The sequence below is a fragment of the Pseudorhodobacter wandonensis genome (assembly GCF_001202035.1).
Lineage (GTDB): Bacteria > Pseudomonadota > Alphaproteobacteria > Rhodobacterales > Rhodobacteraceae > Pseudorhodobacter > Pseudorhodobacter wandonensis.
The window spans coordinates 33538-57878 of the sequence record NZ_LGHT01000032.1 but is presented as its reverse complement, the minus strand read 5'-3'; the positions used below and the strand labels follow the sequence as shown (position 1 = coordinate 57878).

The window sequence follows — 24341 nt, the reverse complement described above, 5'->3', positions numbered from 1 at the left end:
GGGTTTGGAAAGATGAGCTTGGACAACCTGCCGACCCATGAAATTGTCTATCGCCGGATCCGCGATATGGTGCTGTTTGGTGAACTGGCGCCGGGTCAGGCCGTCACCATTCAAGGCTTGGTCGAGGTGCTGGGAACGGGCATTACCCCTGTGCGCGAGGCTATTCGCCGCCTAACAGCTGAGGGCGCGTTGGAATTCAAAGGCAATCGCCGGGTTTGTGTGCCCGAACTGACCGCCGCACATCTGGCAGAGCTGGGTTTCGCCCGCATCGCTTTGGAACCGCATTTGGCGCAAATCGCGGCAAATCGTATGCAAGATATTGATATTGATGAATTAGAAAAGATTGATGCGCAGGTAAATGCCGCGATCCGCCTTGGTGATATTCCGGCCTATCTAAAGCAAAACTATCTGTTTCACACCACGCTTTATGCCCATTCCGGCGCTGAAATTCTTGGGGCGCTGGTACAGGGGCTTTGGTTGCGTGTCGGCCCGTCCTTGCGGGTTGTTTGTGGCCGCTATGGCACGCAAAACCTGCCGGACAAACATGCCGAGGCGATCTTGGCTTTGCGCCAAAGGCGTGTAGCGGATGTGGCTGCTGCAATCCGCGATGACATCGCGCAAGGGCAAGAGCAAATCGCGATGGCGCTGGCCGAGACTCATTGACTTTGAATAATTTGATCATATTCTTGGCGCAAAGTTTGAACTAGCCTGCAATTGCGTGGAACGATGCCGCGCCGCGAACCCTTTGACAACCTGACACCTGCCAGCTGCATCACTGCCCGGCACTGCGAAAAGGACGATGCCATGACTGCGATCACCAATCATATGCCCACCAAAGAGCTTCAGGCGCTGGATGCGGCCCATCACATGCACCCGTTTACAGATGCCAATGATCTGAACGCCGTGGGCGCGCGCATCATCACACGGGCCAAAGGGTGCACGATTACCGATAGTGAGGGGCTGGATATTCTGGACGGGATGTCAGGCCTGTGGTGCGTTGGTGTGGGCTATGGCCGTCAGGAACTGGTCGATGCCGCAGCGCGCCAAATGCTGGAGCTGCCGTTCTACAACACGTTCTTCATGACCAGCCATGTGCCTGTTATTGCGCTAAGCGCAAAACTGGCCGAGCTTGCCCCCGACAATATCAACCACGTCTTTTATGCCAGCTCGGGGTCTGAATCGAATGACACCAATATCCGCCTTGTGCGGCATTATTGGGCGAAAAAGGGCAAGCCGACAAAAACCACGCTGATCGCCCGCAAAAACGGTTATCACGGGTCCACCCTTGGGGGCGGCAGCCTTGGCGGGATGAAATCGATGCAAAATCAGGGCTGCCCGGTCATTCCCGGCATCCATCACATCGACCAACCGCATTGGTGGGCCGAAGGTGGTGACATGACGCCCGAGGAATTCGGTCTGGAACGCGCGCGCCAGCTCGAAGCCGCCATTCTGGAAATCGGCGAAGACAATGTCGCGGCATTTATTGGCGAGCCTATTCAAGGCGCCGGCGGCGTTATCATTCCGCCAAGCACCTATTGGCCGGAAATCCAGCGCATTTGCGACAAATACGAAATCCTGCTGATCGCGGATGAGGTGATTACAGGCTTTGGCCGCACGGGCAACTGGTTCGGTTCCACCACGATGGGCATCCGTCCTGACATCATCACCATCGCGAAAACCCTGACCTCGGGCTATATTCCGATGGGGGGCTCGTTGGTAAGTGATGAGATCGCCACGACAATTGCCGATGGCGATTTCAACCATGGCTATACCTATTCTGGTCACCCTGTGGCGGCGGCTGTGGCGCTCGAAAACCTGCGGATCATCGAAGATGAGGCGCTGGTGGCCCGCGTGCGTGACGATGTTGGCCCGTATTTGGCAAAACAATGGGCAACCTTGCTGGACCACCCGCTGGTGGGCGAGGCGAACTCGGTCGGCCTGATGGGGACGCTTGCACTGACCCCCGACAAGGCCAAGCGCGCCAAATTCAAGGGCAATGAAGGTGACGTAGGGCTACGCTGCCGCACGCATTGCTTTGCCAATGGCCTTGTGATGCGCCATGTCGGCGACCGCATGATCATCGCGCCGCCCTTTATCATCACACATGACGAAATCGACACGCTGGTCAAACGGGCGCGTCTGTCGCTGGACCAAACGTATGAAGGTTTGATCAAAGACGGATTGTTAGTTGCGGCGGATGCCTAACACATGCATGTCGGGGCCGGTGTTACCGGCCCCATTTGCAGGGTGAACTGATCCAGTCTCGCGGGATTACGCGGCGTTTTCTCAATGCCTTGTAACGAAACGGCTGTGGCCGCGTGGTAGTCTTTGGCTTGGCGCATATTCGGCGCTGACTCTCTGGGTAGGCGCTAGCCAAGCTCGCTTTGCTGGTGTTTGGCGTGGGCCAGCCACTCTGGGTTGATTTCAACACCCCAACCGGGCCCTTGGGGAATTTGGACTTTGCCATCCGTGACGGCAAAAGGATTGCCAATGAAAAGCCCGTTTTGCCACGGGTAATAGTCATCGCCCTCAATGGAAAATTCGAGGTACTTGCCCGCGTTGGGAATAGCCCCCAGCAAGTGCATTGTGCAGATTGTAACCAGCGACAGATTGGCGGAATGGGGGGTGCAGGGCATGCCCGCCGCTGCCGCCATTTCGGCCACCAATACTGTGCGCGCCATGCCACCCATATACATTACATCGGGTTGAACGATATCGACGGCTTGCATGTCGATCATGCGACGCCATGTGGCCAGATCCCAATCTTGCTCGCCGCCGGTCACGTCGATGTCCAGCGCAGCAGTGACCTCACGCGTTTGGTCGAGCTCCCAATAGGGTGTGGGCTCTTCAAAATGGGAAATGCCGTTGTCTGACAGTATTTTACCAACTTCGATCGCGCGTTTGGGCGAAAAACCCGAATTGCCATCGACAAGTTTTGCGATGCCTTGGCCCAAAGCGGCGGATACCACCGGAATAACCTCTTCGGTGCGGCCAGCCCATTCGTCAATATCGCGCCCACATTCCGCAGCAACCCGCCATTTGAAGGCGTCAAAACCGTAAGTATCGCGCAGTTTGACGAAGCGCGCCGCCTCATCCTGCGGTGTGATGTCGCGTTTCATCGAACTTGCATAGGCGCGCAGCCGACCCGGCGTACCACCAAGCAGTTCAACCACGGGTTTGTTCTGGCGCCGCCCCTCCATATCCCAAAGCGCGGTATCAAGGCCTGCATTGGCGCGGCAGCGGTAGGAGCCGGGGAATTTGTGCTCTCGTTCCTCGATGCGCTGGATAAGGGGGAGGATGTCATTTGTGCTGTTGATATCGGTGCCCAAGGCCCAAGGTGCAATTTGGCGGTGCAAGATTTGCGCTGTGATATCAGCATTGTAGGTGGATGTTTGGCCCCAACCGACCGCGCCATCAGCGGCTGTGATCTTGGTAAAGCAAACAAATTCATTGGAGAAGGTTTCGATTCTGGTGAGCTTGGGCATAGACGGCTCCGTTTGAGATGGGGCGAGTGTGCGTCAGTATTTGCTTTGGATCAAGCGGCGGTAGGGGGGCGCTGCCCCCCTCTGGCCCTGATGGGCCATTCACCCCCCGGGATATTTGGGCCGAAAAGAAAGCAGGGGCAGGGCGCTTTACCTGTGTAGGGGTTGCGCAGTAGAAGGGGCCAAATGAAGGAGTGCCGGCCATGACATTTTCACGCAATATTAAGATCGCCCCATCTATCCTGTCGGCTGATTTTGCCAATTTCGGCGCCGAGTGCCGCGCGATTGAAGAACAGGGTGCGGATTGGGTGCATGTTGATGTGATGGACGGGCATTTTGTACCCAATATTACCTTTGGGCCTGCGACTTGTGCTGCCATCCGGCCGCATATCAAAGGTGTAATGGATGTGCATTTGATGATCGCGCCAGTGGACAGCTATATTGACGCTTTTGCGCAGGCGGGGGCGGATGTGATTTCGGCGCATCTGGAGGCAGGGCCACATATTCACCGCACGCTGCAAGCCATTCGCGGGGCAGGGGCCAAGGCAGGGCTTGCGATCAATCCCGGAACGCCGGTGGAGGCGGTGGAATATTTGCTCGATATGGTGGATCTGATCTGTGTGATGACGGTAAACCCCGGTTTTGGCGGGCAAAAGTTCATTCATTCGCAAGTGGCCAAGGTTGCCAAACTACGGGCAATGATTGGCGATCGGCCTGTGCATATCGAGATTGACGGCGGTGTCACGCCCGAGACGGTGCCTTTGGTGGCAGCGGCGGGGGCAGATGTGCTGGTGGCAGGTTCGGCAGTGTTCAAAGGCGGGTCAGTTGGCAATCCGGCACCTTATGGCGTAAATATTGCCGCCATCCGGGCCGCCGCCCAAGACGCGCTATGACCGCTGTTATTTTTGATTTGGACGGCACGCTGATTGATAGCGCAGCCGATATTGCCGCCAATGCCAATGCTGTGTTGGAAGAGGTTGGCCTTGGCACCTTGCCGCCTGAGCAGATCGCCAGCTTTGTGGGGCGCGGTGTGCCGCATTTGCTGCAAAGGGTGCTTGAGGCATCGGGTATGGCACCAGAGGGCCCATTGCTAAAGCCAATGATCCAGCGATTCAACGCGTTGTATGAAACCGCGTTTGAGCATACTGTGATTTACCCCGGTGTGACTAAGGCATTGGCGCAACTGTCTGAAATGGGCTGCGTGTTGGGCCTGTGTACCAACAAGCCCATCGCGCCGACTCGTGCCGTTTTGCGCCATCTGGGCTTGGAACAACATTTTGCGTCTGTTTACGGCGGCGACAGCCTGCCGCAGCGCAAACCCGACCCTGCGCCTTTGTTTGCCACAGCGGCCGATCTGGGCCGTGCTCGTGTGATCTATGTCGGCGATAGCGAAGTTGACGCCGAGACGGCCGCCAACGCAAAGCTGCCATTTCTGATTTACACCGAAGGCTATCGCAAAACACCGGTACATGATTTGCCGCATGATGCGGCGTTCAATGATTTCAAACAGTTACCAGGGCTGGTTGCCAGCCTGATGAAAGGCTGAGCCATGTCTGCTTCCTACCACTTTACCCATGCGATCACCCGTAAACCCAGCGCCAGCATCACCAGCGGCCTGCGCGCAGTTGATATTGGCACGCCTGATCTGGCCAAAATGCAGGCCCATCACGCCGATTATATCGCAGCCCTGCGCAGTACGGGCGCCGAGGTCGTAGAGCTTGACGCGCTTGAGGCGTTTCCCGACAGCGTTTTTGTCGAGGATACCGCCCTATGCTTGCCCGAAGGGGCGGTTGTGATGCGCCCCGGCGCGCCCAGCCGCTTGGGCGAGGCCGCTTTGATGGCCCCGCACTTGCGGGCGCTTTATGCGCAGGTTCGGCAAATCTCTGGTGCTGACAGTTTTATTGAAGGTGGCGATATCCTGACCACAGAAACCGAGATTTTGGTTGGTCGTTCGGCGCGTACCAATGCTGCCGGAATTGTCGAACTGACCGCCCTCGTCAGCGACTGGGGCCACACTGTGCGCGAGGTGTTTACCCCGCCGGGTGTGCTGCATTTCAAAACCGATTGTTCCTTGCTGGACGGCGAGACAATTCTTGCGACCGAGCGACTTGCTGCGTCGGGGTGTTTTGACGGCTATAAGGTAATCCATACCGCGATCGGCGAGGAGGCCTGTGCCAACACAATCCGCTTTAACGATTTGGTCATCATGCCCGCAGGCTTTCCAAAAACCCGTGATACGCTGGTCGCGGCAGGCTATGCGGTGCGCGAGGTTGGCAATAGTGAATGTGCCAAACTGGATGGCGGCATGTCTTGTCTTAGCCTTAGGTTCAGCCCGCGCGGGTGAAGCCAGGGCCTTTGGCGCTGACCGTTTGATGGCAGCACTACGCGCCCGCGCAAGCGTTTTGAAAACCCAGTCACGATTCCGACGGTTTCGGCATCAATAAAACATGCCATGCTGCCGTGCAGAATATTGATATGTGTCTTTTGCATGGCGGAAATGCGCCTATCGCATCACAAGCAATCTGGCGCTTCTCCTGATAGTCTGCGATTTCTGTTGAGTTTTTCGAGAATCGAAGCAGGGAGCTCTTATGCCGGTCCAACCGCGCCTAAACGTCAAACTATCGCGCCGCGCCATTCTGGCCGGGGTTGGCGCCTTGGCTATTCTGCAATGCAGCACAAGCTTGTCTGGCTTTGCGATGGCGCAAATTGCACCTGAAACGCCAGCTGTGCCGGCACCTGTCGTACCGTTCGATTTCGATTGGTTGACCGATGATGCACGTGCACGCGCAACCCAAGCACAAGTACCTGCGACAAAGGTCGAAGGGTTCTTTACGACCTTCAATTATGATGATTATCAAGCCATTCAGTTCAACCCGCAGCAGGCGCGTTGGGCGGGGGCGGAATCGGGCATTCAGCTGCATGCGTTCCACCTTGGCTGGCTTTTTGCCTCGCCGGTCACGCTGTATGAGGTTGATGGCGGCGTTGCACGTCCGATGCTGTTTACCACCGATGATTTTCTCTATTATGACCGGATCAAAGACCGGGTTCCGGCGCATGAGGCGTTGCCCGGCGTCGCAGGGTTCCGTCTGAATGCGCCGCTGAACCGCGCTGACCTGTTTGATGAGGTTGTGGCCTTTCTGGGGGCCAGCTATTTCCGCGCTTTGGGGCGTGGCAACGGCTATGGTCTGTCGGCACGTGGTCTTGCGATCAACACCGGCTTGGGCAAGCCCGAGGAATTCCCCCGCTTTACGCAGTTCTGGATTGAAAAGCCGGTACCGTTTGCCCGCAGCATCACCGTCTATGCCGCGCTTGAAAGCGAAAACTGCACGGGTGCCTATCGCTTTGTCATTTCGCCCGGCACCAATACTGTCATGGACGTGACTGCACGCCTGTTTTTCCGGTCCGAGGTGGATCAGGTAGGGGTCGCGCCATTGACGTCAATGTTCTTGTTCTCGGAAAAAAACCGCGCCGATTTTGATGATTTCCGGCCGAATGTACATGACAGTGACGGACTGGTCATTCACCGGCGCGATGGCGATCATATCTGGCGGCCGCTGAACAACCCAGTCCGCCTGACAGAATCATGGTTCGTCGAGGAAAGCCCGCATGCGTTTGGCCTTATGCAGCGTGACCGCGACTTTGATGATTTTCAGGATGCCTCGGCACATTATGAAAGCCGTCCGTCCTTGTTGATCGAGCCTCTCGGCGATTGGGGCCGTGGCGCGGTAAGGCTGGTCGAAATTCCAACCCGGCAAGAGGTGAACGACAATATCGTTGCATTCTGGGTTCCCGAAGAAAAGCCTGTCGTCGGTGAACTGCGTGAATTCCAATACCGCATGCATTGGGGGGCTTTGCCTGTCGATCCTACGGCAGATATCGCCTATGTGCTGGAAACCCGCGCTGGATTGGGCGGTGTTTCAGGCGCCGATACGCCAGATGGAACGCGCAAGTTTGTCGTCGACTTCGCGGGCGGCCTGCTGGCCAGTTTGCCTGCCGAATCCGCGCTTGTCCCTGTGGTTTCGGTTTCGGGCGGAACGATCGCAGTCCAAACACTGTCAAAAATCGAGGGCCACAATATTTGGCGCCTTGTCATCGATGTGATGCCGAACTCTGGTCAAACCGTAGAAATGCGGGCGCATGTGGCCGGGTTTGGACGCAAACTAACCGAAAACTGGTTCTACCAATGGGTGCCTGAATGACCAATCATATGCCAAATCTTTCCACGTCGGCAGCAATGGTTGCGGATGAGCCATCTTTGTCGCTGCCGCCATATGCGCCGCTGGCGATGCCAAAGCAGATCCTCGCTTCGGACCTGCAGCTGTTCAGTTTTGTGGCCGCAGTGCTGAATTTGGTGCTTTCGGCCCTAAAGCCCGGCTATCGGAGCGCAAACTGACCGATGAAACGGGCCGCTGACCAAAATCGCACCCTATGGGTGCGCCTGTTTGCGGTCGTTGCAAGTGTGCTGCTTGCAGCTGCAGCGGGCATGGTCTTTATAATATACGGTGCCACCGATGGAATATCGTGGCTAGACCTGCTGCGCGCGGGTCTGATCATGCTGTCAACGTGGTGGCTGGCGTGGGGCGCAGTGACCGGGCTTTTGGGCTTGGTGTTCCGCAAGCCACCTGTGGCAAGCAGGCTCGAAGGGCCGATCACTGGCAAAACCGTTATTATTGTTCCGGTCTATAATGAAGATCCGGTAGCAACTTTCGCGCGCGTGGCTGCAATGGACAATTCATTGCGCGCCAATGCAGCGCTGCCTCATATCGATTTTGCCATTCTGTCTGATACCCGTGATGTCAGCATCGCGGCGCAAGAGCAGCACTGGTTTGCCCACCTGATCGCGCAACAGAATGCGGCGGGCCGGATGTTCTATCGCCGCCGCATCCAGAATAAAGGGCGCAAAGCTGGCAATATCGAAGAGTTCATAACAACATCGGGCGGCGCGTGGGATTACGCAGTGATCCTTGATGCCGACAGCCTGATGGAAGGCGCGACCATTCTTGAAATGATCCGCCGGATAGAGGCAGATCCTGCTGTTGGTTTGCTGCAAACCTTGCCCAAAGTCGTCGAGGCCAATTCGATCTTTGGCCGGGCTATGCAATTTGCCGCGGCCTTTCATTCGCCGGCCTTTGCGCGGGGGCTTGGCGCTTTGCAAGGGCGTTCGGGACCGTTTTGGGGGCACAATGCCATCGTGCGGATCAACGCTTGGGCCGAAAGCTGTGGATTGCCGGAACTGTCGGGCCCGCCACCCTTTGGCGGCCATATCATGAGCCACGATTCCGTAGAGGCGGCCTTGCTTGCGCGGGCAGGTTGGGTTGTGCGTTTGGATGATGATCTGGAAGGCTCTTATGAAGGGGCGCCCGAAAACATCCTTGACCATGCCAAACGCGATCGGCGCTGGTGCCAGGGCAACCTTCAACATAGCAAAATCCTTGGCGCGCCCGGCCTGCTGATGTGGAGCAGGTTCAGCCTGTTCCAAGGCATTTTCTCGTATCTGGCGCCGTTGATCTGGGTCGCCTTTATCATAACCTCGATTGCCGCAATCCCGCTTGCGGGCGATCTGAACTATTTTCCCGAGGCAAACTGGCCCTTTCCGGTGTTTCCGAATGACGAAACCCAAAAGGCTATTGGTCTTGCGTTCGGTATTTTCGGGTTGCTTGTGATGCCCAAATTTCTGGTCGGTTTGGATGCAATTCTAACCGGCCGCGCCAAAGAGTTTGGCGGCGCGCGTCAAAGCCTGCGGTCGGTTTTGGCCGAACTGGCCTTGTCATCGCTGTTTGCGCCTGTGCTGCTGGCGTTTCAGACCCGCTCGGTCTTGCAGGTTTTGTTGGGCCGTGACGGGGGGTGGCCGACGAACAATCGCGGCGATGGCAGCCTGAGCGGCGCCGAAAGCTGGGCCGCTGCCCGCTGGATAAGCCTTTGGGGCTTTGGTGTGCTGGCGGCAACGCAGTATATCGCACCAGAGCTGACGCTGTGGCTTTTGCCCGTCGCTTTGCCTTTGGCAATTGCGCCGTTCCTGATCTGGTGGACTTCTCGCGCGTCAAAGGGCCGGTATTTCCGTGTGCCTGCCGATCAAGCCCGCCCCGCCATTCTTGCCGCGAATGATGCCATTCTGGCGGCTTGGTCAGATCAAAAAGCGGGGCAGGTCAGTGCCTAATCCTATCCGTACGCGCGACCATCGCATTGACATGTTGCGCGGCATTGCCTTGGTGATGATTTTCATCAACCATATCCCCGAAACCGCATGGGAACATTTTACCTCACGCAATTTCGGGTTTTCCGACGCCGCCGAGGGATTTGTCCTGATGTCCGGTATGGCGGCGGGGCTGGCCTATGGTGCGGTCTATTTGCGCGGCACACCTACTCTGGCCGAGGTGCTGCGTCCGTGGCGACGGGCCGTGACCCTTTGGTGGGTGCATTGCATCATCATTTTCAGCGTGCTGGCGATGTTCCTTTTGCTGATAGATCAGCCCGGCATCCACAGCATGGCCTATGATCGCAATATCCTGTTTGCGGTCGAGGATCCGGCCAAACTGTCGATCGGGATGGCGTTTTTGGGTCATCACTTTGCCTATGCCGATATTTTGCCGCTTTATATTGTGTTGATGCTGGCTGCGCCGTTGCTGCTGTTTGCCTGTGCCCGTTGGCCGCGCCGCGCGCTTGCGGGGTCGATTCTGCTTTGGCTTTGTGTCGGTGTCGTCAAGCTGAAAATGCCGACATGGCCGACAGATTATGGCTGGTCTTTCAATCCGATGGCGTGGCAGTTGTTGTTTGTTGCAGGCATCTTGACCGGATATGGGTTGCGGCAAGGGCGGCGGTTTTTGCCGGTGAACCGTTTGGCCTTGCAGTTGGCAATCGGCTATCTGGTGTTCGCCTTGATCTGGACAAAGGTTCCAGTCGTGGCCGATTGGGGCGGGCATGCGCTGTGGCTGCTCTATGAATATGCGGGCGTTCCAAGCCTTTTCACCGCGTTTGACAAATGCTTTGTCTCTGTGCCGCGGCTGTTGCACATCCTTGCGCTGGCCTATGTGCTAAGCGTGTTGCCGGTGGTCAAGGCGATGTCGGCTCATCCATGGGCCACGCCGTTTTGCCTTTTGGGCCGCAATTCCCTGCCGGTTTTCGCTGTGGGGTCTGTCTTGGCCTATGTTGGCCAGCTAACAAAGGCATTGCAGCCTCCGTCGGCCTTGCTGGATGCTGCGCTGATTATTTCGGGGCTTGCCGTGCTGTTCTTGGTGGCCCATTTGCGGGAAAAGCAGCGCCTGCCCAAAGCAGCACAGTTTGCAGGCGCGCCCCGCGCCGCATAATCCACGGCATGTTTTTAGAATATGGTTTCCCCCGCCGCCCAACAGCCGCGAGGGGGGAGTGTATCAGGCCAGTTCGCCTGCCGCTGTAACCCGGGTTTTGCCGCGCAAATAGGGGTGAAGCACCGCAGGCAGCTCTACCGAGCCATCGGCCTGCTGGCCGTTTTCCAGCACGGCAATCAAGCAGCGCCCGACGGCAAGGCCCGACCCGTTGAGGGTATGGACAAACTCGGGCTTGCCGCCAGCGCTGGGTTTGTAGCGGGCGTTCATCCGGCGCGCTTGGAAATCGCCGCAGACAGAAACCGAGCTGATCTCGCGGTAGGTATCCTGACCGGGCAGCCATACTTCGAGGTCGTGGGTCTTGGTCGAGCCGAACCCCATATCGCCGGTACAAAGCACCATCACTCGGTAGGGCAGGTTCAGTTTTTGCAAGATTGCCTCGGCGCAGTCGGTCATCCGCTCATGTTCCGCTAGGCTGGTTTCGGGGGTGGTGATGCTGACCATTTCCACCTTTTCAAACTGGTGCTGGCGCAGCATCCCGCTGGTGTCGCGGCCGGCCGAGCCTGCCTCGGAGCGGAAGCATTGGGTGTGGGCGGTCATGCGGATAGGGAGCTGGGCCTCGTCGAGCGTGTCACCCGCGACGGTGTTGGTCAGCGTGACCTCGGAAGTGGGGATAAGCCACCAGCCGTTGGTGGTTTGATAGCTGTCTTCGGCAAATTTCGGCAGGTTGCCGGTGCCGAACATCGCCTCATCCTTGACCAGAACTGGCGTCCAGACCTCATTCAGGCCGTGTTCCTCGATATGGGTATCCAGCATGAACTGGGCGAGGGCGCGGTGGATGCGGATCATGGCGCCCCGAAGGACAACAAAGCGGCTGCCGGACAATTTGGCGGCGGTCGCGAAATCGAGACCCGGGATGGCTGCGGGCAGCTGGTAATGCTCTAACGGTTTGAAATCGAGCGTGCGCGGGGTGCCCCAGCGGCGGATTTCGACGTTATCTTCCTCGCCCTTGCCAAAAGGAACCTCTGCTAGCGGAAGGTTATCGATGGCCATCAAAAGGTCGCGCAGGCGAGTGTCTTCGAGGCCGGCTTCTTCGTTCAGCGTGGCGATCTCGGCTTTCTTTTCGGCGACGAGGGCGCGGAGGCGTTCAAATTCGGCGTCATTTCCGGCGGCTTTGGCGGCGCCCACCTGTTTAGAGGCGGCGTTTTGGGCCGCGGTCGCGGTTTCGGCGGCCAGAATTTTGGTCCGGCGGGCGGCATCGATATCGAGGATTTGAGGCGAGAGGGGCGACAGGCCGCGCCGTGCGAGGGCGGCGTCAAAAGCTGCGGGGTTCTCTCGGATCGCTTTGATATCGTGCATTTTAGGCCTCTTTTTTCGGATGGGGTAGATATGCCCGATTATGCGGGCGAGGGAAACGGGGAAATTTGTCCCAGATGTCCGCGCGCGGGCATTTTGCTAAGGTGTTGTAATCAATCAATCTTCAGTGCGGCGTTAACGGAATGTTAGTGTTTGCAGCGCGGCTTGGGGGTAAGGGCGGCAAGAGTCGCGGCGAACCACGACCCAAGGGGAATTGCGCGGGTGGGCTACACATCTGCGCGAGGGGAGATTATATGGCGCGGGCAGGGTGGTTGCGCTGCCTTGCGGATAGGGCGCGTCAGATATAGGGTGCGCGCGATAAAACAGGGGCAAATGGCCCGTAAAGGGGCGAATGCCCACCGACCGAGAGGACTAATTGATGTTTGCTACTCCTGCTTATGCTCAGGCTGCTGGTGGCGCGATGGGCGCTGTAACCTCGCTGATGCCGCTGATCCTGATCTTTGCGATCATGTATTTCCTGCTGATCCGTCCGCAGCAAAAGAAGCTGAAAGACCATAAGGCGATGGTTGAGGCACTGCGCCGTGGCGACCAGGTTCTGACCCAAGGCGGCATTGTTGGCAAAGTTGTCAAAGTTGCCGAAGACGGGATCATCGAAGTCGAGATTGCCGATGGCGTGAAGGTTAAAGTGGTCAAGCACACAATCGCGCAGGTAATGTCGAAAACCGAACCGGCAGCGGCGTAAGTCAAGCCTGATTCAAGCCTGAATTAAGAAAGCCCTATCCCATGTTGCAGATACCGCTGTGGAAGCGATTGATAATTGTAGGGCTATGCGCCCTTGGGATTATCATCGCTGTTCCGAACCTGTTTTATACCAAGGTTGAAATGCACAATGACGCCGTGGCAGCGGTGACGGCAGCAAAGGGTGTTGCAACACCTGAGCAGACGGCGGCAGAGGCGGCTTGGCCTTCGTGGCTGCCGTCTGGTCTGGTGAACTTGGGGCTTGATTTGCGCGGCGGTGCGCATTTGCTGGCCGAGGTTCACGTGGCCGATGTCTATGCGTCGCGGATTGATGCGATGTGGCCTTTGGTGCGTGACGCGCTGCGCGATGTGCGCGACGCGGCGGGTTCGGTGCGCCGCCAGCCTTCGGTGCCAGGTGTGCTGCGGGTTGCGATTTCCAACCCTGCGGGGATGGATGCGGCTTTGACTGCGGTTAAGGCACTGGCGACGCCGGTGGTATCGCTGACCGGTGTTGGGCAGAACGATATTGATGTGACGGCCGAAGGTGACGAGATCGTCGTGCAATTGTCCGAGGCCGAGCGTGTGGCAACCGATAGCCGGACTATCCAGCAATCGCTGGAGATCATTCGGCGTCGGGTTGATGCAGCAGGCACGCGCGAACCAACGATCCAACGCCAGGGCGAAGACCGGATTTTGATTCAGGTGCCGGGGATTGGTTCTGCATCTGAATTGAAAAAGCTGATCGGCACCACGGCCAAGTTGACATTTAACCCGGTGGTCGGCCGCACGACCGATGCCGGTGCAGCCCCCGGCCCGCGCAACCTGTTGTTGCCGGCCATGGGCGAGGACGGGCAGTTTTACATTGTCGAACAGACGCCGGTTGTAACCGGTGAAGACCTGACCGACGCGCAACCCGCGTTCGACCAAAACAACCGCCCCGCCGTCAGTTTCCGGTTCAATCCGGCGGGCGGGCGTTTGTTTGGTGATTACACCGCCAATAACATCGGCAGCCCGTTTGCGATTGTCTTGGACAACGAGGTGATTTCGGCGCCGGTTATCCAAAGCCATATCGCGGGCGGTTCGGGTATTATCACCGGCAACTTTAGCGTTGAGGAAAGCACCAATTTGGCAGTGTTGCTGCGGGCAGGGGCCTTGCCTGCTGAAATGACCTTTCTGGAAGAGCGCACCGTTGGGCCGGAACTGGGCCAGGACAGCATAGACGCGGGCAAAGTCGCGGCAGTGATCGCGATTGTGATCGTGGGCCTGTATATGCTGGCGTCTTACGGGTTGTTCGGCATGTTTGCCAATCTGGCGCTGGCGATCAACATCGCGCTGATCTTTGCGATTTTGACGATGATCGGCGGCACATTGACGCTGCCGGGGATCGCCGGGATTGTGCTGACAATCGGTATGGCGGTGGATGCCAACGTGCTGGTGTATGAGCGGATCCGTGAGGAATTGAAAACCGCCAAAGGGCCTGCGCGCGCGATTGAGATCGGGTATGAGCGGGCGATGTCGGCGATTATCGATGCGAACGTGACGACGTTGATTACTGCGGCGGCGCTGTTCTTTTTCGGCGCGGGGCCGGTGCGTGGCTTTGCGGTGGTTTTGGGCATTGGTATCGTCACATCGGTGTTTAGCGCGATCTTTGTGACGCGTTTGTTCATCTCGATCTGGTTCGGCTGGCGCCGGCCCAAGACCATTGAATTGTAAGGAGAGCCGAAGATGGCATGGCGTTTAAAGCTCGTTCCTGAGGTCACCAACTTTAACTTCTTTCGCTGGCAGTGGTTTACCTTTGGTGGCTCGATTGCCCTGATGGTGGTGGCGTTGGTGGCCTGGGCCTTTATGGGGCTGAACTTTGGCATTGATTTCAAAGGCGGCACGACATTGCGCACCGAAAGCACCACGGCAGTGGATGTGGGCGGCTACCGGCAGGCGTTGAATGCGCTGGATGTGGGCGATGTGTCGATCACCGAGGTGTTTGACCCTTCGTTCCGTGACAATCAGCATGTCGCGCAAATCCGGATTGGTGCGCAGGATGGTTATGAGGCGGTGACGCCAGAGACGCTGGACAAGGTGCAAACGGCTTTGGTGGCGTTTGACCCCGCGTTGAAGGTGGTGTCGGTGGAATCTGTGGGGCCAAAGGTTTCGGCCGAGCTGGTCTGGACCTCGATCCTTGCGGTTATGGCGACTTCGGCGGGGGTGTTGGTTTACATCTGGCTGCGGTTCGAGTGGCAGTTTGCGCTGGGTGGCGTGTTGGCCTTGTTGCATGACATGCTGATTACCATCGGCATTTTCGCCGTGTTCCAGTGGAAGTTTGACCTGACAATCGTGGCGGCGTTGCTGACGATTTTGGGCTATTCGATCAACGATACGGTGGTGGTGTTTGACCGGTTGCGCGAAAACCTGGTAAAATACAAAACCATGCCGCTGCGCGATGTGATGAACCTGTCGGTGAACGAGACGCTGAGCCGGACGATCATGACCTCGGGCACCACATTGATGGCGTTGGCGGCGATGCTGATCTGGGGCGGCGATGTTATCCGCGGCTTTAGCCTTGCGATTTTCATCGGCGTTATTCTGGGGACGTATTCTTCGGTTTATGTGGCCAAGAACATCGTTTTGCTGATCGGCCTCGATCGTTCGGAAAAGCCGAAAGGCGGCAAGGGTACGCCGTCGGAATATGCCAATATTGATGCGTAAGGGGATCTGATGCGCTTGACCGAAGTGACCTATGACAATGCCCAGCCCATAGACAGCTATGGGCCGGGCTTTTTTCGGGTGGCGGGGCAGGTTATTCATGGCCCGGTCTTGGTGACGCCGTGGGATGCGGGGCCATGGGGCGGGCTGGAAGATACGGCGGCGCCTTTGGCCCTGATCGGCAAGATCGATGTATTGTTTGTGGGTATGGGAACCGAGATCGCCCATGTGCCGGTTGCGTTTCGCACCACGCTAGAGGCGGCAGGGATCGGGGTTGAGGTGATGAACTCGCCCGCCGCTGCACGGACCTATAACGTGCTGCTGTCCGAAGGGCGGCGGATTGCGGCGGCGTTGATGCCGGTTTTGTGACCAGTTGGCAGTGGCGTCATTTTTCTGTTAAATTTCACGCAATCCCTGCTTGCTGTGCTTTAATTGCGGGCGCATGATTGGGGCAAATAAGGGCTGGCTGGTTGACAGCCCCATCCCGCAACACCAGATATGGTGACCAGAGAGGGGAAAGCCGATTGCTGCCGAAACGACGGGGCATGGCTTTCTTGCCAGAGAGGAAATGAGATGAACGACGTTAAATCCAACAGCTACCCCGTATTGCCGCTGCGCGATATTGTGGTGTTTCCGCACATGATTGTGCCGCTGTTTGTGGGCCGTGAAAAATCGGTCCGCGCCTTGGAAGAGGTGATGGCCGATGACCGCCAGATCCTGCTGTCCAGCCAGATGGACCCAACCGTTGACGACCCGGCAGCAGACGGTATCTACCGCGCGGGTGTGTTGGCCAATGTGTTGCAATTGCTGAAACTGCCCGATGGCACTGTGAAGGTGCTGGTCGAAGGCAAGTCGCGCGTGCGCATCACGAAATTCATTGAAAACGACCGCTTCTTTGAAGCCGAGGCCGCGCCTCTGACCGAATTGCCGGGCGATGAAGCCACGGTAAGCGCCTTGGTGCGCGCAGTGGCTGACGAGTTCGAGCGTTATGCCAAGATCAAGAAAAACATCCCCGAAGAGGCGCTTTCGGCTGTGGCCGACACACGTGAGCCATCGCGCCTTGCCGATTTGGCCGCAGGCCATCTGGGGATTGAAGTTGCCGACAAGCAAGCCTTGTTGGAAACGCTTGATATCGGCCAGCGTCTGGAAAAAGTCTACGGTCATATGCAAGGCGAGATGAGCGTTTTGCAGGTTGAGAAAAAGATCAAGACCCGCGTCAAAAGCCAGATGGAGCGGACGCAGCGCGAGTATTATTTGAATGAGCAGATGAAGGCCATTCAAAAGGAACTCGGCGATGGTGAGGATGGCCAGAACGAGGTGGCCGAGCTAGAGGCCCGTATCGCCAAAACCGCGCTGTCGAAAGAGGCGCGCGAAAAGGCCGAGTCCGAGATCAAAAAGCTGAAAAACATGAGCCCGATGAGCGCCGAAGCGACCGTCGTGCGCAACTATCTGGATTGGTTGCTGGGCGTGCCATGGGGCACAAAAAGCCGTGTGAAAAAGGATTTGTCCAAGGCGCAGGCTGTGCTCGATGCCGATCACCACGGGCTGGAAAAGGTTAAGGAACGGATTGTCGAGTATCTGGCGGTTCAGGCGCGCTCGGCCAAGCTGAAAGGCCCGATCCTGTGCCTTGTTGGCCCGCCCGGCGTTGGTAAAACCTCGCTTGGCCGGTCGGTTGCCAAGGCCACGGGGCGTGAGTTTATTCGCATCTCGCTTGGCGGTGTGCGCGACGAATCCGAAATTCGGGGCCACCGGCGCACCTATATCGGGTCGATGCCCGGCAAGATTATTCAGGCGCTGAAAAAGGCGAAAACCACCAATCCGCTGATTTTGTTGGATGAGATCGACAAGATGGGGCAGGATTTCCGCGGAGATCCGGCCAGCGCGATGTTGGAGGTGTTGGACCCGGAACAGAACGCGACCTTTACCGACCACTATCTTGAGGTCGAGTATGACCTGTCGAACGTGATGTTTTTGACCACGGCGAACAGCTATAACATGCCCGGCCCGTTGCTGGACCGGATGGAGATTATTCCGCTGTCGGGCTATACCGAGGATGAAAAGCGCGAGATTGCCAAGCAGCATTTGATCCCCAAGCAGGTTAAGAACCATGCGTTGAAAAAGGGTGAATTCTCGATCGCCGATGATGCGCTGCTAGAGGTCATTCGGACCTATACGCGCGAAGCCGGGGTTCGCAACCTTGAGCGCGAGCTGGCGAAACTGGCACGCAAGGCCGTGACCGAGATCGTGAAAGGCAAGACCAAAGCGGTGAAGGTGACGATTGAGGGGCTGGAAGGCTTCCTTGGCGTCAAACGGCATCGCTATGGGCTGGCCGAAGCCGAGGACCAGATTGGTGTGGTCACCGGTTTGGCGTGGACCAGCGTGGGTGGCGAGTTGCTGCCGATTGAAGCGCTGCGGCTGCCGGGCAAAGGCCGGATGAAGACAACCGGCAAGCTGGGCGATGTGATGAAAGAGTCGATCGACGCGGCGAGCAGCTATGTGCGGTCAATCAGCCCGGAAATCGGGGTGAAGCCGCCGAAGTTCGAGACGATTGATATTCACGTTCACGTGCCGGATGGCGCGACGCCCAAGGACGGGCCGAGTGCCGGTTTGGCGATGGTAACGTCGATTGTGTCGGTGCTGACGCAGATTCCGGTGCGCAAGGATATTGCAATGACGGGCGAGGTTTCGTTGCGCGGCAATGCGATGCCTATCGGTGGTTTGAAGGAAAAGCTGCTGGCGGCGCTGCGCGGCGGGATCAAGACGGTGCTTATTCCGCAAGAGAATGAGAAAGACCTGTCCGAGATTCCGGACAATGTGAAGGAAGGTCTGAGCATTATTCCCGTTAGCCATGTGCGCGAGGTGCTAAAGCACGCATTGGTGCGCCAGCCCGAGCCGATTGAATGGGATGAGGCCGCAGAAGAAGCGGCCGCGGCGGCGCAAAAGGCCGTTGCAGGTGCGGCATCGCAGGCGACAGCGCATTGATGTGCGGCGGGGGCGGTTAAGCCTCTGACCCATACAGGATTGAAAGGCGCGCCGTGATTGGCGCGCCTTTTTGCATTTGGTGGCGCGATATTACGCGACCGGTTGCAAATTTGGCAAAGCGGGTTAGCCTGTTGCGACATCAAAGCCAATTTCGAGCAGGAGCCATCATGGCCACAACCAAAATTACCGCAAACGCAAAACCTGCCGAGGTGGCTGCGTCAAACGCCCAGCCCAAGGCGACGGGCAGCAATCCGGTGCCGACGATCACAGCGGCCGAGGTTGTTGTGCCGAAGGTTTCGGTGGTGGACGCTGGGGCAGTTGCGGCGCCGCTGCCGGGCGCAGAAGGCACTATGCTGAAAAAGCAGGAGCTGGTGGAACGTATTGTGCGGGCATCGGGGGCGAAGAAGAAGGACGTGAAGCTGATCGTCGAGGCCACTTTGGGGGTGATCGGGGATGCGCTGTCTGCGGGCGAGGTGCTGAACCTGCAGCCTTTGGGCAAGCTGAAGGTGAACCGCAAGCGCGATGAGGGCAATGCTGAGGTGTTGATCGTCAAACTGCGTCGCGGCGGCGGGAAAGCGGCCGGGAATGAGGCGCCCGATGACGACGATACGGACGACTAGAATCGCAGAGGTGGTTGATTCGAGCGGTTTCGCGGGTCTGCACCGAGGTTGATTCTGTAACAAAGGCGATTTTAGCCGTCATCGGCCGTTAGGATCGAATTTATGAAGCGCCCGTATTTTGCGGGCGTTTTGTGTTTTTAAGGTGTTTGCTCCAACATAGTCATACGGCGCCGTGGGGGAATCCGTCTGTGCAAAAATGCACATGAACGGTGTAGTGCCCGTTTTCGACGCGATGTCGCGCCAGGCGTGATCGGCTGAAACAAACCGTTTGATCAAAAAAGCGCGGAATTCCTGAGTAAACTTGATCTTTGTGGGCGGAATTGAAAAAGTTTCGTTAACCCTTTGCCGAATAGGGAAAATTTCCGTGATCGCAGGTGAATGTTCTGTGATTTGAAACTTGGCATGGCAAGGCGCATTTCATGTTCACCGGACCAAACAACTGGTTCCGCAAAACAAAACTGAAATGGAACACATGATGAAACGTATTATTCTTGCCTCGCTGATCGCCCTGACAACTGCTGGTGCTGTGAGCGCTGCCTCTGCGCCGACCAACCTGTCTTCGGCTGCAAAAGCAGAAGCCCAGAACATCCTGCCAGCTGCATCTTTCGACAACCTGACGGCTGACCAAGCGGCCCGCATCGAAGGCGTTTTGACGGGTGGCAAAGACCTGCAAGCCTATGAAGTTAAACTGATCATTTCGAAAGCACTGGCCAGCTAATCGCGGCCTGCCCTGAACCGAACACATAAAGGAACACATGATGAAACGTATTATTCTTGCCTCGCTGATCGCCCTGACAACTGCTGGTGCTGTGAGCGCTGCCTCGGCGCCGACCAACCTGTCTTCGGCTGCAAAAGCAGAAGCCCAGAGCATCCTGCCAGCTGCATCGTTCGACAACCTGACGGCTGACCAAGCGGCGCGTATCGAAGGTGTTTTGACAGGTGGCAAAGACCTGACAGACACCGAAGTGAAGTCGATCATCGCAAAGGCACTGGCAAGCTGAGCGCTGCCGGAGCATAGTGGACGCAAACCAAAGGAACACATGATGAAACGTATTATTCTAGCCTCGTTGATTGCCCTGACGACAGTTGGCGCAGCGAATGCCTGGACTGAAAAAACCACGCTGTCGGCACCTGCCAAGATGCAAGCCGAGCATATTTTGCCAGGCGTGTCGTTTGACAATCTGACAGCCCGCCAGGCGACAGTGATCGAGGGCCTGTTGACCACCAACTCTGATATGCTCGATTATGAGGTGAAACAGTCGATCAAGGCGGCTTTGGCGCGCTGAGACGGCCAGAAAAATGGGGTGCCTTTGCTGAAGGCACCCCCAAATGCGGGATTTTAGGGGGTTAGCATTGCGCTGACCCCTTCGCTTTGTTGTGCATAGGGCTGCAATCGTCTAAGGGAGACGGGAATCCTTGGGCGCAGATGCGACCTATGAAACCGGGGGCGGATATGACGGGTAAGAACGGGCTGACCTATGCCGATGCAGGCGTGGATATTGATGCAGGCAATGCGCTGGTAGAGCGGATCAAACCTGCGGCCAAGCGCACGGCACGGCCGGGAACGATGTCGGGGCTGGGCGGTTTTGGTGCGCTGTTCGATTTGAAGGCTGCGGGCTTTGTCGATCCGGTTCTGGTTGCCGCGACCGATGGTGTGGGCACCAAGTTGCGGATTGCGATTGATACCGGCAATGTGGATACGATTGGCGTTGATCTGGTTGCGATGTGCGTGAACGATCTTGTGTGCCAAGGGGCCGAGCCGCTGTTTTTCCTTGATTACTTTGCGACGGGCAAGCTGGAGCTGGACCAAGCGACGCGGATTATCGAAGGCATTGCCGCGGGGTGTGAGGCGTCGGGCTGTGCGCTGATCGGTGGCGAGACGGCGGAAATGCCGGGCATGTACCACAAGGGCGATTTTGATCTTGCCGGTTTTGCGGTTGGTGCGATGGAGCGCGGGACTGCGCTGCCCGAAGGGGTAGAGGTTGGCGATGTGCTGCTGGGCCTTGCGTCGAACGGCGTGCATTCCAACGGCTATTCGTTCGTGCGCAAAGTGGTTGAGATGTCTGGCCTTGGCTGGGATGCAAAAAGCCCGTTCAGTGCGGGCAAGCTGGGCGAGGCGCTGCTGGCGCCAACGCGGTTGTATGTAAAGCAAACCTTGGCTGCGGTGCGGGCAGGCGGCGTGCATGCGCTGGCCCATATCACCGGCGGTGGGTTGACCGAAAACCCGCCACGGGTTTTGCCCGAAGGCATGGCCTGCGAGATTGATCTGTCGGCATGGACCCTGCCGCCGGTGTTTCGCTGGTTGGCGGAAACCGCAGGGATGAGTGAGCCCGAGCTGTTGAAAACCTTTAACTGCGGCATCGGGATGATGCTTGTGGTCAAGGCCGATCGTGCCGAAGCGTTGGCGTTGCAACTGCATGATGCGGGCGAAAAAGTGGTGGTGATGGGCCATGTCGTACCCGGTGAGGGCGTGGTTTACAAAGGTAAGCTGCTGTGAAGCGTGTTGCCATCCTGATTTCAGGGGGTGGTTCGAACATGGTTGCCTTGTGTCGGGATATGGTGGGCGACCACCCGTGCCGGGCGGTTCTGGTGGCGTCGAATGACCCCGAGGCGGGGGGGCTGAAAACGGCCTCTGCTATGGGGATTGCGACAGCGGCGGTCGATCATCGGCCCTTTGGCAAGGATCGGGCGGCCTTTGAGGCAGCGCTTTTGAAACCGGTTTTGGCGGCGAGGCCCGATATTTTGTGCCTTGCCGGTTTTATGCGCGTGTTGACACCCGGCTTTGTGGCGCAGTTTGAGGGGCGGATGCTGAATATCCACCCCAGTTTGCTGCCGAAATACCCCGGTCTGCATACCCATGCCCGCGCGATTGCGGCGGGTGACACCGAGGCGGGTTGTTCGGTGCACGAGGTGACAGCGGTTCTGGATGACGGCCCGCTGTTGGGGCAGGCTGTGGTGCCGGTTTTGCCAGATGACACCGCAGATACTTTGGCCGCGCGGGTATTGGTGCAAGAGCACCGGCTGTACCCGGCTGTGCTGCGCCGCTTTGGCGCGGGCGAGCGCGGGTTGCTGCGGCTTTAACGGGCCGGATTAGTGCGGCGCGGTAAAGTAGTCGGGGTGCGCAGCCTCGATACCCGGCAAGTCCGCCTCGATCAGGCGCAAATGGGCGCGGAGTTCGGCCTCGGCTGCGTCTGCGTTTTGGGTTTCAATCGCATCGACCATGGTTTTGTGCTGTACGATCAGCGCCGGGATTGGGAATTCTTGCAGTTGCAGGAACCGTACGCGGTCCATCTGGGATTTCAGCCTTTGCAGGTGATCCCATGCGCGGGCGCGGCCTGCAATTTCGGCGATGCTGCGGTGGAAGGCTTCGTCGAGTGCCATGAACTGCGTCGGCGTATCTGCGTTTTCTTGGGCGGCCAGCAGATCCCTTAGAGTATTGATGGCGGGCGGCGTTGCATTCTTGCAGGCGACGCGGATCAGATCGGCCTCAACCGCTTCGCGTACGAAACGGGCGTCGAGCACCTCGGCGGTGGTGATTTTAGAGACGAAAGTGCCGCGCTGAGGGCGGATTTCAAGCAGACCTTCGCCGGCAAGGCGCAAGAATGCCTCGCGCACGGGTTGGCGCGAGGTGCCTATGGCATCGGCGATCTCTTGTTCCGAAACTTTGGTGCCGGGCGGTAGGGTGCCGGTCAAAATAGCGTGGCGCAGCGCCTCGGCAGCCTGAGGCTGGGCGCTTTTGCTGGGTTTCAGTGAAAATTGAAAGGCGGTGGGCAAGGGCATTGTGGCGTCCGGTCAATAGGCTTTGCCCTTTGTCGCAGGAATCGTCGGCCGAGGGAAGTCGTTGGGTTGACAGGGCTGCGTGCGGTGCGGCCTATTCGGGCAGAACAATGGATAGAGAGTGCTTATGCAAAAAGAGGTACGGGTTGGAATCGCGCCATTGACGCGGTTTTGTGAGGCGGCGTTTTTGGCGGTCGGGGCGGATAATGAGACCGCGCGCGATGCCACGCGGTCGATGATGCACGGGTCTTTGCACGGGGTAGACAGCCATGGCGTGCGGTTGCTGCCCTATTACGTCAGCGTTTTGGCGGGAGGAGAGGTGGCGCGGGCACCGGTGATGAATTTTCGGCAGGTCAAGCCGGGGACAGGGTTGCTGGATGCAGGCCATGCGCAAGGCGCGCGGGCGACCTATCACGCGCTGGATTTGGCGATAGAGATGGCGGGCACACAAGGGATTGCGGCGGTTGGCATTCAGAATACCAGCCATTTCGGGCCTGCAGGAGCCTATGCCTGGGCTGCGGCAGAGCGGGGGTATGTAGCGCTTGTGGTGGCCAATTCGGACAGTTTTGTTCGCCTGCATGACGGGGCCGAGAAGTTTCACGGTACCAATCCGATTGCGGTCGGGGTGCCTACGGGCGAGGCGAATCCGTGGCTTTTGGATATGGCGACCTCGGCCGTGCCGTATAATCGGGTGGAGCTGTACCGTTCGCTTGGGGTGGATTTGCCTGACGGTGTGGCATCGGATGCGGCGGGCGAGGCGGTGTTGGACCCCGCGCTGGTGGCAATGCTGGCGCCGGTGGGCGGAGTGTTCGGGTTCAAAGGGGCGGCATTGGGCGGGGTGGCCGAAATATTCTCGGCCGCGTTGACGGGGATGCGCCTGAGCCCCGAGATACCCTTTATGGGCGGCGAGGCGCATTCGGAGCCGCGCCAAATGGGGGCGTTTGTGATGGTGATGGACCCCGAGGGGTTTGTGGGCGGAAACATGTTGCGCGCGATCATGCAGCGCTATTTGGCGGCATTGCGCGGCTCTGCGCCGCGTGCGGGATGCCGCGTGATGGCGCCCGGAGATCGGGAGTGGGAAGAAGCGGCCCGGCGGCGTGATTTGGGCGTGCCCTTGGACCCGGTGACGGTGAGCGGGTTTGAGGCATTGGTGGCGCAGTACGGGTTGGAAGCGCCGTGGTTGTGAGAGTGACGATGATTTTTGTTTGGGGGATGGGCGGAGCCTAGAGTCGGGGGGCCAGCCCCCCGGACCAAGCTTAAAGCCGGGGGGCCAGCCCCCCGGACCCCCCGGGATATTTGAGCCGAAAAGAAAGCGCGGTGCGGGGAAGGGGGTGGTAAGGGTTGGCTTTTGGGGGGCTTGGTTGTAGGGATGGGCGCTTGTTTGTAGAGGCGGCCGCGGCGGCGGATTATTGGGGAAGCGGGTT

At 58.1% G+C, this 24341-nt stretch carries 24 protein-coding genes; 21 read left to right on the top strand and 3 right to left on the bottom strand.

Annotation, left to right across the window (positions count from 1 at the left end; all coding sequences use genetic code 11):
• Positions 1 to 12: 12 nt before the first annotated feature.
• Positions 13 to 663, top strand: coding sequence for a GntR family transcriptional regulator (locus AKU79_RS10590; protein WP_050523572.1), 651 nt, complete (start codon positions 13 to 15; stop codon positions 661 to 663).
• A 141-nt stretch (positions 664 to 804) separates the two neighbouring features.
• The gene (locus tag AKU79_RS10585; protein ID WP_050523595.1) at positions 805 to 2205 is read left to right on the top strand and encodes an aspartate aminotransferase family protein; all 1401 of its coding nucleotides are present in this window, start codon (positions 805 to 807) and stop codon (positions 2203 to 2205) included.
• A gap of 164 nt (positions 2206 to 2369) precedes the next feature.
• Here AKU79_RS10585 and AKU79_RS10580 read toward each other — a convergent pair whose 3' ends face one another.
• The gene (locus tag AKU79_RS10580) at positions 2370 to 3485 is read right to left on the bottom strand and encodes a mandelate racemase/muconate lactonizing enzyme family protein (RefSeq protein WP_050523571.1); all 1116 of its coding nucleotides are present in this window, start codon (positions 3483 to 3485) and stop codon (positions 2370 to 2372) included.
• Positions 3486 to 3685: 200 nt separating this feature from the next.
• On the opposite strand from AKU79_RS10580, the gene rpe reads away from it, so the two are divergent.
• The 7 genes from rpe (at position 3686) to AKU79_RS10545 (ending at position 10786) form a co-directional block, all read left to right on the top strand.
• Positions 3686 to 4375 (top strand): ribulose-phosphate 3-epimerase, encoded by a 690-nt coding sequence (gene rpe / locus AKU79_RS10575; RefSeq protein WP_050523570.1) that lies wholly within the window; start codon positions 3686 to 3688, stop codon positions 4373 to 4375.
• Positions 4372 to 5028 (top strand): phosphoglycolate phosphatase, encoded by a 657-nt coding sequence (gph, locus tag AKU79_RS10570; RefSeq protein WP_050523569.1) that lies wholly within the window; start codon positions 4372 to 4374, stop codon positions 5026 to 5028. The genes rpe and gph overlap by 4 nt, the downstream gene beginning before the upstream one ends.
• A 3-nt stretch (positions 5029 to 5031) precedes the next feature.
• Positions 5032 to 5826 (top strand): dimethylarginine dimethylaminohydrolase family protein, encoded by a 795-nt coding sequence (locus tag AKU79_RS10565; RefSeq protein WP_050523568.1) that lies wholly within the window; start codon positions 5032 to 5034, stop codon positions 5824 to 5826.
• 244 nt (positions 5827 to 6070) lie between these two features.
• Positions 6071 to 7681 (top strand): glucan biosynthesis protein, encoded by a 1611-nt coding sequence (locus tag AKU79_RS10560; RefSeq protein ID WP_050523567.1) that lies wholly within the window; start codon positions 6071 to 6073, stop codon positions 7679 to 7681.
• Positions 7678 to 7875 carry a hypothetical protein gene (locus AKU79_RS10555; RefSeq protein ID WP_050523566.1) on the top strand — a complete coding sequence of 66 codons (198 nt, stop codon included), beginning with the start codon at positions 7678 to 7680 and terminating at the stop codon, positions 7873 to 7875. The genes AKU79_RS10560 and AKU79_RS10555 overlap by 4 nt, the downstream gene beginning before the upstream one ends.
• 3 nt (positions 7876 to 7878) lie before the next feature.
• Positions 7879 to 9639, top strand: coding sequence for a glucans biosynthesis glucosyltransferase MdoH (mdoH, locus tag AKU79_RS10550; protein ID WP_050523565.1), 1761 nt, complete (start codon positions 7879 to 7881; stop codon positions 9637 to 9639).
• The gene (locus tag AKU79_RS10545; protein ID WP_197087280.1) at positions 9632 to 10786 is read left to right on the top strand and encodes an OpgC family protein; all 1155 of its coding nucleotides are present in this window, start codon (positions 9632 to 9634) and stop codon (positions 10784 to 10786) included. The genes mdoH and AKU79_RS10545 overlap by 8 nt, the downstream gene beginning before the upstream one ends.
• 63 nt (positions 10787 to 10849) lie before the next feature.
• Here AKU79_RS10545 and serS read toward each other — a convergent pair whose 3' ends face one another.
• Positions 10850 to 12142 carry a serine--tRNA ligase gene (gene serS / locus AKU79_RS10540; RefSeq protein ID WP_050523563.1) on the bottom strand — a complete coding sequence of 431 codons (1293 nt, stop codon included), beginning with the start codon at positions 12140 to 12142 and terminating at the stop codon, positions 10850 to 10852.
• A gap of 376 nt (positions 12143 to 12518) precedes the next feature.
• Between serS and yajC the strand changes: the two genes are divergently transcribed.
• The 11 genes from yajC (at position 12519) to purN (ending at position 22221) form a co-directional block, all read left to right on the top strand.
• On the top strand, positions 12519 to 12842 hold the full coding sequence (yajC, locus tag AKU79_RS10535) for a preprotein translocase subunit YajC (protein WP_156209651.1): 324 nt from the start codon (positions 12519 to 12521) through the stop codon (positions 12840 to 12842).
• 41 nt (positions 12843 to 12883) lie between these two features.
• Positions 12884 to 14551 (top strand): protein translocase subunit SecD, encoded by a 1668-nt coding sequence (secD, locus tag AKU79_RS10530; RefSeq protein ID WP_050523562.1) that lies wholly within the window; start codon positions 12884 to 12886, stop codon positions 14549 to 14551.
• 12 nt (positions 14552 to 14563) lie between these two features.
• Positions 14564 to 15541 (top strand): protein translocase subunit SecF, encoded by a 978-nt coding sequence (gene secF / locus AKU79_RS10525; RefSeq protein WP_050523561.1) that lies wholly within the window; start codon positions 14564 to 14566, stop codon positions 15539 to 15541.
• Between the two features lie 9 nt (positions 15542 to 15550).
• On the top strand, positions 15551 to 15907 hold the full coding sequence (locus AKU79_RS10520) for an Mth938-like domain-containing protein (RefSeq protein WP_050523560.1): 357 nt from the start codon (positions 15551 to 15553) through the stop codon (positions 15905 to 15907).
• A 204-nt stretch (positions 15908 to 16111) separates the two neighbouring features.
• The gene (gene lon / locus AKU79_RS10515) at positions 16112 to 18520 is read left to right on the top strand and encodes an endopeptidase La (protein WP_050523559.1); all 2409 of its coding nucleotides are present in this window, start codon (positions 16112 to 16114) and stop codon (positions 18518 to 18520) included.
• 167 nt (positions 18521 to 18687) lie between these two features.
• Positions 18688 to 19140, top strand: a complete 453-nt coding sequence (locus AKU79_RS19735) for an HU family DNA-binding protein (protein ID WP_231580145.1) — start codon at positions 18688 to 18690, stop codon at positions 19138 to 19140.
• Positions 19141 to 19612: 472 nt separating this feature from the next.
• Entirely contained in the window at positions 19613 to 19858 is a 246-nt protein-coding gene (locus AKU79_RS10505) for a hypothetical protein (RefSeq protein WP_156209649.1), read from the top strand.
• A 37-nt stretch (positions 19859 to 19895) separates the two neighbouring features.
• Positions 19896 to 20141: a hypothetical protein gene (locus tag AKU79_RS10500; RefSeq protein ID WP_050523557.1), complete on the top strand. Its 246-nt coding sequence runs from the start codon at positions 19896 to 19898 to the stop codon at positions 20139 to 20141.
• Between the two features lie 39 nt (positions 20142 to 20180).
• Positions 20181 to 20426 carry a hypothetical protein gene (locus tag AKU79_RS10495; RefSeq protein ID WP_050523556.1) on the top strand — a complete coding sequence of 82 codons (246 nt, stop codon included), beginning with the start codon at positions 20181 to 20183 and terminating at the stop codon, positions 20424 to 20426.
• A 149-nt stretch (positions 20427 to 20575) separates the two neighbouring features.
• The gene (purM, locus tag AKU79_RS10490; RefSeq protein WP_408002840.1) at positions 20576 to 21637 is read left to right on the top strand and encodes a phosphoribosylformylglycinamidine cyclo-ligase; all 1062 of its coding nucleotides are present in this window, start codon (positions 20576 to 20578) and stop codon (positions 21635 to 21637) included.
• Positions 21634 to 22221, top strand: coding sequence for a phosphoribosylglycinamide formyltransferase (gene purN / locus AKU79_RS10485; RefSeq protein ID WP_050523554.1), 588 nt, complete (start codon positions 21634 to 21636; stop codon positions 22219 to 22221). Before purM ends, purN begins: the two co-directional genes overlap by 4 nt.
• Before the next feature lie 9 nt (positions 22222 to 22230).
• On the opposite strand, the gene AKU79_RS10480 is transcribed toward purN, so the two are convergent.
• Complete coding sequence (locus tag AKU79_RS10480) at positions 22231 to 22920, bottom strand: GntR family transcriptional regulator (RefSeq protein ID WP_082224000.1); 690 nt, start codon at positions 22918 to 22920, stop codon at positions 22231 to 22233.
• Positions 22921 to 23044: 124 nt separating this feature from the next.
• Between AKU79_RS10480 and AKU79_RS10475 the strand changes: the two genes are divergently transcribed.
• Positions 23045 to 24103 (top strand): Ldh family oxidoreductase, encoded by a 1059-nt coding sequence (locus AKU79_RS10475; RefSeq protein WP_050523553.1) that lies wholly within the window; start codon positions 23045 to 23047, stop codon positions 24101 to 24103.
• The last annotated feature ends 238 nt before the right edge of the window (positions 24104 to 24341 follow it).